A 10,880-nucleotide genomic window follows, 5' to 3' on the forward strand; every position below is an offset into this window, starting at 1 on the left:
CCGGCTGTGGGTAACGTGGGAGTAGCTGGCTGAACGCCTTTAAAACCGTGGCTTCCAGCTGTGTGGTTGTTTTTTGATCAGTGGCTTTTTCGCGGCCGATCGAGGGGTTTGTCAACCTGTTTAAAGACACAGGTATATGACTGAAATATGTCCCGCCAGCCTGTGGATAAGTCTGTGATTAAACTCTGGAAAGACTGCCGCAGAGGCCGGAATGACTGGCCTGGAGCCATCGTTCGATTTTCCCCGCTGCCTATGGGTCTACATACGCCTGCGCTCAGGTCAAGCAAAAAACTTTCTAAAATCGCCTGAAAGCCTTGTACACAGCGGCCTGAAGCGTTTTGCACTTGCCCCCAAAGACTGTGGGCGCAGCTGTGGATAACCTGCGTGCATATGGCTGCAAGCCACGGTTCATAAGGCTTTGCTCGTTGTGGTTAAAAAATGACCAGGCGTGAGTGAGGTGATGTGCATAGCGGTTGCCGCAACCGCGGCGTAAAGGCATTCTGCTGGCTGATTTTTTTCCCCGATGCCCGCAAGGAGAACACCATGTCCAACACGCTGTTTATTACTGGCGCCACCTCAGGTTTCGGCGAAGCCTGCGCCCGTCGGTTTGCCGAAGCCGGCTGGAAACTGGTGCTCACCGGTCGTCGTGCCGAGCGTTTGAACGCGTTGGTCGAAGAGCTTTCCAAGCAGACCGAAGTGCATGGCCTAGTGGTGGACGTCCGTGACCGCAAGGGCATGGAGGATGCCATCGCCAACCTGCCACCATCGTTCGCCACGCTGCGCGGCTTGATCAACAACGCCGGGCTGGCCGTGGGCACTGACCCTGCACCCAAGTGCAACCTCGACGACTGGGAAACCATGGTCGACACCAATATCAAGGGCCTGCTGACCACCACCAGCCTGCTGCTGCCGCGCCTGATCGCCCATGGTCGTGGTGCCGGGATCATCAACCTGGGCTCCATTGCCGGCAGCTACCCGTATCCAGGCAGCCACGTGTATGGCGGCTCCAAGGCGTTCGTGAAGCAGTTCTCGCTGAACCTGCGTTGCGACCTGCAAGGCACAGGCGTGCGCGTGACCAATATCGAGCCGGGCTTGTGCGAGAGTGAGTTCTCCCTGGTGCGCTTCGGTGGTGACCAGGCGCGCTACGACGCCACCTACGCCGGCGCCGAGCCCATCCAGCCGCAGGACATTGCCGACACCATCTTCTGGGTGCTGAACACCCCTGCGCACGTCAACATCAACCGGTTGGAGCTGATGCCGGTGAGCCAGACCTGGGCTGGGTTTGCGATTGAGCGTGGGGCTAAGGCCTAAGCCGCTTACGCCATACACTGTAGGAGCGAGCTTGCTCGCGAAAAACGTCAACGATGACGCGTGCATTCTGACTGCACGTGGCGCCCTCGGGTTTTTCGCGAGCAAGCTCGCTCCTACAATAAATGGCGGCAAATCGGTCAAAACAGGCCATAAGGTACACTCCACTCCTGAAAACCCCACCGCATCCAGCGGTTCAAAGGTTTTGACGGGAGGAATTGTGAGTAACCGAGGTGAGCAGTCGCTGCTCAAACAATCGACGATCCTGATGTTCGCTGTCGCGATCGCCGGGATTGTCACGGGTGTGGTTTCTGGCGCCCAATCCATTTTATTCGACGGCTTTTTCTCGCTGATCGCCACCGCCATCAAGGTGTTGATGCTGATCACGGCCAAGCTGATCGCCAAGAAAAGCAATGAGCGTTTCCAGTTCGGCTACTGGCACTTGGAGCCGATGGTATTGCTGATCGAAGGCAGCTTCCTGCTGCTGATCGCCATCTATGCGTTCCTTAACGGTGTGTTCGGCATTATCAATGGCGGGCGCGAGATCGAGTTGGGCCTGGTGATTATCTATGCCGCGGTATTTACCGTGGTCGAGTTCGCCTATTTCTTCTATGTGCGCTACCGCAACCGCAGGCTCAAGTCATCGCTGATCCAGTTCGACAACATCAGTTGGCTGGTGGACGCGATGCTTTCGATGGGCTTGCTGGTCAGCTTTCTCGCCGCGCTGTTGCTTAAATCCCAGGGCTATGACGAGTGGGCGGTGTATGTCGACCCGTTGATCCTGATCCTGCTGGCCCTGAGCATGCTGGCGCCGGCCTTCAAGATCCTGCGCCCGGCCTTGCGCGAGGTGTTGGGGATTGCCCCGGACCACTTGGACGACAAGGTGCGTGAAGTGATGGACGCCGCCCAGGCCAGGCATGGTTTCGAAGACTACGTGTCCTACGTGCAAAAGCACGGACGGGCGCGGTTTATCGAGATTCATGTGGTGTTGCCGGCGGACTACCCGGTGGATAGCGTCGCGACCCTCGACGGGCTGCGCGAAGAGATATCCACAGGGCTGGGCACACCGGATGCGGCGCGCTGGTTGACGATCAGCTTTACCGGGGATCGCAAGTGGATTGCTTGATGGTCAGTTAGACCGAGTCGTCTGCATCGGGGGCTTGCCCCCGATGAGGCCCTGAAGGTCACCCGAGATGCTGGATCAAACCCTGATAACAGGTTGCCAAATGATAAGGCGTGGTCGACGGCATATCCCGCCGGCTCACGTCGCCTTTGGCATCCAGGCATTCATGCCAGCCTTTTTCATGCAGGAAATGCTGTTGCAGCGCGAGCAATTGGCGCTGCAGCACGGCCTCACTGCCAGGCCGCAAGGTCAGTGCCCGCAGGTATTCCGCCTGGGCCCAGATACGCTGGGTGCCGTCGCGCACCGTACCGTCGAGTGCCAGCATGCCGCTGACCGCCCCGGTCGCGCTATCCACACCCTTGTGCTCTGCGTAGGCAAACGCCCGCGTCAGTGACCCATGCAGTGGAGTGCCGCGCAGCACGGGCGACGATTCCAGCAAAAAGAACCACTCGAACTGGTGCCCCGGCTCAAACCAGTTATCCACAGCGCCCAGCGGTTTTTCCATCATCACGCCATGCTGGCGTTCGATAAAGCGCTGCTGCATGGCCGTCGCCAGGCTCAGCAGGGCCGCTTGCACGCCGGTATCCTCACGCACCGCCAGGGTGGCGAGGAAGCCTTCGGCCAGGTGCATCAGCGGGTTTTGCAGCGGGCCGGACTTGAGTGATGACCAGTTGCGCTCCAGCACCGCCTCGTACAGGCCATCGCCGTTGGCGAAGCGCTCGGCCACCACTTCCAGGGCGGCATTCAATACCGACTCCACCAGCGGCTCACGCACCTTGGCCCAGTAATGGGCGCAGGCAAAGATGATGAAGGCGTGGGTGTAGAGGTCCTTGCGTTTGTCCAGTGGCTGGCCGGCAGGGTCGATGCTGTAGAACCAGCCGCCATGTTCGGCATCGTGGAAATGCCGTTGCAGGGAGCGGAACAGCGCCGCTGCGCGTTCTTCGGCAAAGGCGGCACCGGGTACGCCGATCAGGCTGGCGAACAGATACAACTGCCGTGCGCAAGCCATGGCGCGGTAGCGTTGCGGGGGCAAGGGCCGGTGATCGGCGTCCAGCGCCTCATAGGGTAACGTCAGCTCGGCATTCCAGCCCGGGCCCTGCCAGAGCGGCACGATCACGTCATGGAAGTGCGAGAGCACGGCATTCAAGGAAGACTGGGGGGTGGAGCTTGGAACGGTGGGCATCGGCTGGCGTCGTCACGGCAGGGGTGTAGGCGCGCATGGTAGCAGGCTTGGGATCAGTGGTGTCTGCGCCACCGCTATCGGGAGCAAGCTCCCTCCCACATTTGGATTTGTGAACACAGTCAAATGTGGGAGGGGGCTTGCCCCCGATGAGGCCCTTACAAACGGCGCAAATCAGCCCGCCAGCAACCACACCCCGGTCGCCGCCGAAGCCGCCCCGGCAACCCGCACCAACGGCGCCGCCGCAGCCGGCAGCCAGCGCACCAGCGCATACCCGGCGGCGTGCAGTGCAGCGGTCGCGCCGACAAACCCTGCGGCATACGCCCAAGGGCTCGACATGTCTGGCAGCTCAAGGCCATGGGCAACCCCGTGGAACAAGGCAAACACCGCCGTCGCCGCCACCGCCACGAACAACGGCGGACGCACTGCCAGCGCCACCGCCAGGCCCAGTGCCAGCACCGACGCGGCAATCCCGCTTTCCAGTGCCGGCAACCCCAGGCCCTCAAAACCCAGCACGCCGCCTATCAGCATGGTGCCCACAAACGTGCAGGGCAGGGCCCAACGCGCCGCGCCTTTTTGCTGCGCGGCCCACAGGCCTACCGCCACCATGGCCAGCAGGTGGTCGATACCGCCCAATGGATGGCTGATACCGGCCACCAGGCCATTGTCGCCATGGCCCGGGTGAGCGAAGGCCAGGGCAGGGGTGAGCAGCAGGGCGGCGGCGCCGAAGAGTTTTTTCAGGCTCATGGACAGGTTCCTTAGGGTTGATCAGGCCGCGGTCAACAGACCTTGGCGTTCGATAAAGGCGACGATTTCTTCCAGGCCGACACCAGTTTTCTGATTGCTGAACACGAAGGGTTTGCCGTTGCGCATGCGCTGGGTGTCGCTGTTCATCAGTTCCAGCGAGGCGCCGACCAGCGGTGCCAGGTCGATCTTGTTGATCACCAGCAGGTCGGATTTGCAAATACCGGGCCCACCCTTGCGGGGCAGCTTGTCGCCGGCCGACACATCGATCACGTAGATGGTCAGGTCCGACAGCTCCGGGCTGAAGGTGGCCGACAGGTTGTCGCCGCCGGACTCCACCAGGATCAGGTCCAGGCCAGGGAAGCGGCGGTTGAGCTGGTCCACCGCTTCCAGGTTGATCGAGGCGTCTTCGCGGATCGCCGTGTGCGGGCAGCCACCGGTTTCCACGCCGATGATGCGCTCGGGCGCCAGGGCCTGGTTGCGCACCAGGAAGTCGGCGTCTTCGCGGGTATAGATGTCATTGGTGACCACCGCCAGGTTGTAGCGATCACGCAGCGCCAGGCACAGGGCCAGGGTCAGGGCGGTCTTGCCGGAGCCCACCGGACCGCCGATGCCGACGCGCAGAGGTTGTGTGTTCATGTGCTTCTCCAAAATAAAAGGCCTCCGACGTAAAAGGACCTATGAACGGAACAGGCGGCTGTACTGGCGCTCATGGGCCATGCATGCCAAGGACAGGCCGAAGGCGGCACTGCCAAAATGGTTGGGGTCGATGCGACCGGCGTCCTGTTGGGCCTGTTGCAGCAGCGGCAGCAGTTCGCTGGTCAGGCGCTGGGCGGCTTGCTGGCCGAGGGGCAGGGTTTTCATCAACACCGCCAATTGGTTTTCCAGCCAGCTCCACAGCCAGGCAGCCAGGGCATCGTCGGGGCTGATGCGCCAGGCGCGGGCGGCCAGGGCCCAACCGAGGGCCAGGTGGGGTTCGGTGTGTTGATCGAGCACTTCGCGAGCGTCAGCGTCGAGCTCGGGCAAGCCGTTGAGCAGTTGTTGCAGGGAGTAGCCCATCTGCCGGCTTTCCTGATACAGCTCGCGCGTCTCACGACTGGCGCGGTGTTCTGCGCACAACTGCGCCAACTGCGGCCAATCCTCGTCCGCGGCAGCACGGCAATGGGCAAGCAGCAGCGGGGCTTCGAAGCGTGCAAGGTTGAGCAGCAACTGGTCGCTGATCCAGCGTCGGGCACTGTCGGCATCACTCACGCGGCCATTTTCCACGGCCATTTCCAGCCCCTGTGAATAGCTGTAGCCGCCAATCGGCAGTTGCGGACTGGCCAGACGCAACAGCGCCCAGGCTGGGTTCATAACCGTACGCCGAACTGGTGCAGCTTGGGCGGGTAGTTGAAATCTTCGTCGCCATGGCGCGAATGATGATGGCCGCCGCCATAGGCGCCATGTTCCGGCTGGAAGGGCGCTTCGATGGTTTGCGTGGTGGCACCCAGTTGATCGAGCATCGCCTTGAGCACGTAGTCGTCCAACAAGCGCAACCAGCCATCGCCGACCTGCAGGGCGACATGGCGATTGCCCAGGTGATAGGCGGCACGGGTCAGTTCAAACGCGCTGCTACAGGTGACATGCAGCAGTTGTTCAGGACGCGCGCAGACGCGTACGACACGTCCGTCTTCGGCTTGTAGGAATTCGCCATCGTGCAGCGGCGGTTGGCCACGCTCCAGAAACAGGCCGACATCTTCGCCGTCAGCACTGAAACAGCGCAGGCGGCTTTTGCTGCGCGCTTCGAAATTCAGCAGCAATTCAGCGGCCCAGAGGGCCTGCGGGGCGATTCGGCGGTGGATCACCAGCATCAGGAAACTTCCAGCTATGAGCGATGCAAGAGCTAGAGCAAGGGCCTTGCCAATCAGGCCGTGGAGTAGGAATTGCCTGTAGGTGCGTGGCAGTGCTGCCGAATAGGGCGTCAGAAAACTTCGTCAATGTTTCAAATTGGTGCGTCGCCCTGTTTATGGCACCAAATATGTGCGCTTCTCCTTGGGGCGGACGGGGGCTGCAGGAAATCTCTTTCATCTTTTTTATCGCTGAATTTTTTTCGGATTTGCCCTACGTGCTCACAGGAATAGGAGTTCATCGGATTACCTGATCGTTGATTAGGATTTGCGCCGTGCTCAATCCACGACGGGTTCCACCATGTTCAAATCAATTGTGTGTGTATTCATTTTCGGCCTTTTCCTGGTCACCACGTCTTCATCGGCCAATATCCAGAAGCGCGCTGTCGCCCCTCTCAAGGTCGACACTGCCCTGCCAGCCCTGTCACGCAAACCGTCCATCGACGATGTGATCGATCGCGCTCATGAGTTACTCGGTACGCCCTATAAATGGGGTGGGAATTCAGTCGAGCAGGGCTTCGATTGCAGCAGCTTCCTGGTGTACCTGTTCAAGACCCAGGCCAATATCCACCTGCCGCGTACCACGGCGGCGATGCATGGTTCGAAGGCCGCCACGATCAAGCGCAACGCCTTGAAGCCTGGCGACGCGGTATTTTTCAAAGGTAACGGGCGCGGGCGGGTGAGCCATGTCGGCCTCTACATAGGCGAGGGCAAATTTATCCATTCGCCACGGGCGGGCAAAACCGTGCGTATCGACTCGCTGAGCAACCGTTACTGGGACCGTAATTTCACCACCGCCAAGCGTTTCCACGCCGCGGGCTGAGGGACTTACTCCGTGCTGCCCAGGCCCTGCCAATGCTTGAGGCCGATAAAGATAAAGCGCAGTTGCTGGGTGATTTTCGCCTGGGGCGTGAGGTGGGCCGGGAGGGCCTGGGCGGGAGGGTCGATGATGTCGGGCAGGGTGGCGAACACGCTCTTGACGATCAGGTCGGCCATCACGTGCAAACCGTCGGCATCCAGGTGCTGGAGCTTGGGCATGTGGGTGAGGTCCGCCGCGAGGTCGCGGGTGATGTCTTCGCGCAGGGCGCCGATGGCCTGGCGCACCGCCAGGCAGCCGCCATATTGTTCGCGGGCGAGGAACAAAAACTGCGAACGGTTGGCCGAGACCACATCGAGGAAGATCCGCACGGACGCATCGATGATGCCGCCCATCACGAATTCGTTATGGCGCACCAGGCGAATGGTGGCGCGGAAGGTCTGGCCGACTTCGCTGACCAGCACCAGGCCCAGCTGATCCATATCGGCAAAATGTCGATAGAACCCGGTCGGTACAATTCCGGCCGTCTTGGCCACTTCGCGCAGGCTCAGGCTGCCAAACCCACGGCCACACTCCATCAGATGGCGGGCTGCGTCCATCAAGGCGAGGCGGGTCTGTTGCTTCTGTTCGGCGCGGGGCAGCATGTGGGGGCGGGCTTTGTCGGCAAGTACAGCGACGCACTCTAGCAAAACAACTTCGTTGACGTCGAACTTGACGGCGAGGTGTGCAGGGGGAGATGTGACGCAGGCTACATAAAGTCAAAAGCCCGATCGGCTGATCGGGCTTTTTTCTGGGCCATCACAGGCTTAGCTCTGTGCTTGATGCAGTTCTTGCAGACGGTCAGCACCGCCTTCGGCAACGGTGTTGCGTTCTTGCAGACGGTCAGCACCGCCTTCGGCAATGGTGTTGCGTTCTTGCAGACGGTCAGCGCCGCCTTCAACCAGGCCTTTCTCTTCCAGGCGATTACGGCCATTTTCAGCGACGCCTTGGGTGTAGGCACGGTCGTTGGCTTGTTCAGCGCCGCCCTCTACCAGGCCTTTCTCTTCCAGGCGATTACGGCCATTCTCAGCAACGGCGCCTTTGGCGTAGTCGCGGTTTTCATCTTCTTGCGAACCGCTGCGAGCCAGGGTTTGGCTGGATTGAACGGCTTGGGCTTTATTCTGTGGGGTGGCCTGTTCCGCAGCTGGCAGGGCAAAGGCACTGGAGGCCAGGACAGACATCAGGACGGTAGCAAGGACTTGGCGTTTCATGATGGGTTGCTCCTTGGGAGGGCGATAAAGTGGGTACGGAGCTAATGCTACTCTCGATAAGTCGATATAAAAGTTCATAAACACAATGGTAATAATCAACAGAATTGATTGTTCTCGGCGGAGGCTCTAGAACGAGCCTCTCAAGCCCGCGGTTTTGCACCGGTGTGGGTATTTTCGACACGAACCTGGGTAACAATGGTGCGCCGTTGATGATCAAATTTGCCTGGTCGGTCAGGAAAGCCGGTATCCGCGGGTTAAATCGTGCATCGGGTTAAACCCCCGCGTGGTTTACCAGTCGTAGTTTTATAGGCCGCTCTATAGGGGTAGCTCAGCCAGTCGTATTCAGGAGTCCTGTGCAATGACGCGCACTCGTAAAATCGTCGTTTGGAGCTGCGCCAGCTTCGTTCTATTAATTGCCATCGTGGCTCTGGTCCTGGTGTTCTTTGACTGGAATCGCATCAAACCCCCGCTCAATGCCAAGGTCTCCGAAGAGCTGCATCGTCCGTTCGCCATCAATGGCAACCTCGCGGTGGTGTGGCAGCGTGAGCCAGACGAAGGCGGCTGGCGTGCCTGGGTGCCGTGGCCCCATGTGATTGCCGAAGACCTGACCCTGGGTAACCCTGACTGGTCGAAAAAACCGCAGATGGTCACGCTCAAGCGCGTTGAACTGCGTATCTCTCTCCTGGCCTTGCTGGCCCAGCGTGTGGTGATCCCGCGCATCGACCTCACTGAGCCGAGCGCCGAGTTGCAGCGCCTCGCCGATGGCCGCGCCAACTGGACCTTCACGTTCGACCCCAAGGACCCCAGCGCCGAACCTTCCAGCTGGGTGGTGGACATCGGCACCATCGGCTTCGACAAAGGCCATGTGACCCTGGATGATCAAACCCTCAAGACCCAACTCGATGTGATCATCGACCCGCTGGGCCAACCCGTTCCGTTTGCTGAAATCGTCGGTGACGCCGATGCCAGGAAGGCCCTGGAAAAAGGCGCGGCCCCCCAGGACTACGCGTTTGGCCTCAAGGTCAAAGGCCAGTACCACGGCCAGAAACTCGACGGCACCGGCAAGATCGGCGGCCTGCTTGCCTTGCAGGATGCGGCTAAGCCGTTCCCGTTACAGGCCCAGGTGGACATCGCCGACACCCGCATCGCCCTGGCCGGCACCCTGACCGACCCACTCAACCTGGGCGCCCTCGACCTGCGCCTGAAACTTGCCGGCAGTAGCCTGGGCAACCTGTACCCATTGACCGGCGTCACCTTGCCGGATTCACCGGCCTACTCCACAGACGGACATCTGATCGCCAAGCTGCACGAGGCCAATGGCGCGTCGTTCCGCTACGAAAACTTCAACGGCAAGATCGGCAACAGTGACATCCACGGCGACCTGGCCTATGTCGCCAGCCAACCACGCCCCAAGCTCAGCGGCACGTTGGTCTCCAATCAACTGCTGATGACGGACCTCGCGCCCTTGATCGGCGCCGACTCCAACGCCAAGCAAAAGGCCCGTGGTGGGATGAGCAAGCAACCGGCGAACAAAGTGCTGCCGGTGGAAGAGTTCCGCACCGAGCGCTGGCGTGTGATGGATGCCGATGTCGAATTCACCGGCAAACGCATTGTGCACAGCGCCGACTTGCCGTTCACCGACCTCTATACCCACCTGGTCCTCAACGACGGCGAGCTGAGCATGGAACCCCTGCGCTTCGGGGTGGCCGGTGGCAAGCTGGATGCGCAGATCCGCTTGAACGGCCGCACGGTGCCCATGGAAGGCCGGGCCAAACTGACCGCGCGTAACTTCAAGCTCAAGCAACTGTTCCCGACTTTCGAACCGATGAAAACCAGCTTCGGCGAACTCAACGGTGATGCGGATATTTCCGGGCGCGGCAACTCCGTGGCGGCGCTGTTGGGCACTTCCAACGGCGACCTGAAAATGTTGATCAACGATGGCGCCATCAGCCGTGGCCTGATGGAAATCGCCGGGCTCAACGTCGGTAACTACGTGGTGGGCCGCCTGTTTGGCGACAAGGAAGTCAAGATCAACTGCGCGGCGGCGGACTTTGGCATCAAGACCGGCCTGGCGACGACCCGGTTGTTTGTGTTCGATACCGAGAACGCCATCATCTACGTCGATGGCACCGCGAACATGGCCACCGAGCAGTTGGACCTCACCATCACGCCGGAGTCCAAAGGGTTCCGCCTGTTCTCGTTGCGTTCCCCGCTGTACGTCAATGGCCCGTTCATCAAGCCGAATGCCGGCGTCAAAGCCATCCCCCTGGCCCTGCGTGGCGCAGGCATGGTCGCACTGGGCGTGATCGCCGGCCCGGCCGCCGGCTTGCTGGCGCTGGTGGCGCCGAGTGGCGATGCGCCGAACCAGTGTGCGCCGTTGCTGCAACAGATGCGGGAAGGCAAGGCACCAAAGACGGTGAAAGGCTGACAGACCAAACCGGGAACAAGAATGGGGGAGGGGGTTGTTGTGGCAAGCCCGAATGCCTGTCAGTTAAAGACTGTGGCGAGCGGGCTTGTCCCGCGTTGGGGCGCGTAGCGGCCCTAAAACCAGTCTCCCGGTTCTACCAGAAGA

The 10,880-nt window shown here is 60.7% G+C and carries 11 protein-coding genes and 1 pseudogene; 5 read left to right on the plus strand and 7 right to left on the minus strand.

Annotated features, from left to right (window positions below):
• Positions 1-543: 543 nt before the first annotated feature.
• From ACODSV_RS25910 to ACODSV_RS25920, 3 genes and pseudogenes are all read left to right on the plus strand, one after another.
• A complete protein-coding gene (locus ACODSV_RS25910; protein WP_024073113.1) occupies positions 544-1,311 on the plus strand; it encodes an SDR family oxidoreductase in 768 nt (255 codons plus the stop codon).
• 31 nt (positions 1,312-1,342) lie between these two features.
• Positions 1,343-1,432 (plus strand): annotated as a pseudogene (locus ACODSV_RS25915) (outer membrane lipoprotein carrier protein LolA); the annotation flags it as partial.
• A 96-nt stretch (positions 1,433-1,528) separates the two neighbouring features.
• Complete coding sequence (locus tag ACODSV_RS25920; protein WP_150055663.1) at positions 1,529-2,434, plus strand: cation diffusion facilitator family transporter; 906 nt, start codon at positions 1,529-1,531, stop codon at positions 2,432-2,434.
• A 58-nt stretch (positions 2,435-2,492) separates the two neighbouring features.
• Here the strand turns inward: ACODSV_RS25920 and ACODSV_RS25925 are convergent, their stop codons facing one another.
• The 5 genes from ACODSV_RS25925 to ureE form a co-directional block, all read right to left on the minus strand.
• On the minus strand, positions 2,493-3,614 hold the full coding sequence (locus ACODSV_RS25925; protein WP_024073115.1) for an AGE family epimerase/isomerase: 1,122 nt from the start codon (positions 3,612-3,614) through the stop codon (positions 2,493-2,495).
• Between the two features lie 171 nt (positions 3,615-3,785).
• A complete protein-coding gene (locus tag ACODSV_RS25930) occupies positions 3,786-4,358 on the minus strand; it encodes a HupE/UreJ family protein (protein WP_024073116.1) in 573 nt (190 codons plus the stop codon).
• A gap of 21 nt (positions 4,359-4,379) precedes the next feature.
• Positions 4,380-4,994: an urease accessory protein UreG gene (gene ureG, locus ACODSV_RS25935; protein ID WP_012721947.1), complete on the minus strand. Its 615-nt coding sequence runs from the start codon at positions 4,992-4,994 to the stop codon at positions 4,380-4,382.
• A gap of 39 nt (positions 4,995-5,033) precedes the next feature.
• Entirely contained in the window at positions 5,034-5,708 is a 675-nt protein-coding gene (locus ACODSV_RS25940) for an urease accessory protein UreF (RefSeq protein ID WP_069075156.1), read from the minus strand.
• The gene (ureE, locus tag ACODSV_RS25945) at positions 5,705-6,205 is read right to left on the minus strand and encodes an urease accessory protein UreE (protein WP_024073118.1); all 501 of its coding nucleotides are present in this window, start codon (positions 6,203-6,205) and stop codon (positions 5,705-5,707) included. The genes ACODSV_RS25940 and ureE overlap by 4 nt, the downstream gene beginning before the upstream one ends.
• A gap of 337 nt (positions 6,206-6,542) precedes the next feature.
• On the opposite strand from ureE, the gene ACODSV_RS25950 reads away from it, so the two are divergent.
• Positions 6,543-7,064, plus strand: a complete 522-nt coding sequence (locus ACODSV_RS25950) for a C40 family peptidase (RefSeq protein WP_024073119.1) — start codon at positions 6,543-6,545, stop codon at positions 7,062-7,064.
• A gap of 5 nt (positions 7,065-7,069) precedes the next feature.
• On the opposite strand, the gene ACODSV_RS25955 is transcribed toward ACODSV_RS25950, so the two are convergent.
• Together ACODSV_RS25955 and ACODSV_RS25960 are read right to left on the minus strand one after the other, a co-directional pair.
• The gene (locus tag ACODSV_RS25955; protein WP_024073120.1) at positions 7,070-7,702 is read right to left on the minus strand and encodes a TetR family transcriptional regulator; all 633 of its coding nucleotides are present in this window, start codon (positions 7,700-7,702) and stop codon (positions 7,070-7,072) included.
• A 162-nt stretch (positions 7,703-7,864) separates the two neighbouring features.
• Positions 7,865-8,308 (minus strand): hypothetical protein, encoded by a 444-nt coding sequence (locus ACODSV_RS25960; protein WP_168232248.1) that lies wholly within the window; start codon positions 8,306-8,308, stop codon positions 7,865-7,867.
• 358 nt (positions 8,309-8,666) lie between these two features.
• On the opposite strand from ACODSV_RS25960, the gene ACODSV_RS25965 reads away from it, so the two are divergent.
• On the plus strand, positions 8,667-10,736 hold the full coding sequence (locus ACODSV_RS25965) for an AsmA family protein (protein WP_150056541.1): 2,070 nt from the start codon (positions 8,667-8,669) through the stop codon (positions 10,734-10,736).
• The last annotated feature ends 144 nt before the right edge of the window (positions 10,737-10,880 follow it).

It is taken from the genome of Pseudomonas sp. FG86, assembly GCF_057808775.1.

Bases quoted from the DNA above. Each gene is read 5' to 3' on its own strand.
- ureG (WP_012721947.1), bottom strand. From the start codon at position 4,994: ATGAACACACAACCTCTGCGCGTCGGCATCGGCGGTCCGGTGGGCTCC.
- ACODSV_RS25930 (WP_024073116.1), bottom strand. From the start codon at position 4,358: ATGAGCCTGAAAAAACTCTTCGGCGCCGCCGCCCTGCTGCTCACCCCT.
- ACODSV_RS25960 (WP_168232248.1), bottom strand. From the start codon at position 8,308: ATGAAACGCCAAGTCCTTGCTACCGTCCTGATGTCTGTCCTGGCCTCC.
- ACODSV_RS25965 (WP_150056541.1), top strand. From the start codon at position 8,667: ATGACGCGCACTCGTAAAATCGTCGTTTGGAGCTGCGCCAGCTTCGTT.
- ACODSV_RS25910 (WP_024073113.1), top strand. From the start codon at position 544: ATGTCCAACACGCTGTTTATTACTGGCGCCACCTCAGGTTTCGGCGAA.
- ACODSV_RS25925 (WP_024073115.1), bottom strand. From the start codon at position 3,614: ATGCCCACCGTTCCAAGCTCCACCCCCCAGTCTTCCTTGAATGCCGTG.
- ACODSV_RS25950 (WP_024073119.1), top strand. From the start codon at position 6,543: ATGTTCAAATCAATTGTGTGTGTATTCATTTTCGGCCTTTTCCTGGTC.
- ACODSV_RS25955 (WP_024073120.1), bottom strand. From the start codon at position 7,702: ATGCTGCCCCGCGCCGAACAGAAGCAACAGACCCGCCTCGCCTTGATG.
- ureE (WP_024073118.1), bottom strand. From the start codon at position 6,205: ATGCTGGTGATCCACCGCCGAATCGCCCCGCAGGCCCTCTGGGCCGCT.
- ACODSV_RS25940 (WP_069075156.1), bottom strand. From the start codon at position 5,708: ATGAACCCAGCCTGGGCGCTGTTGCGTCTGGCCAGTCCGCAACTGCCG.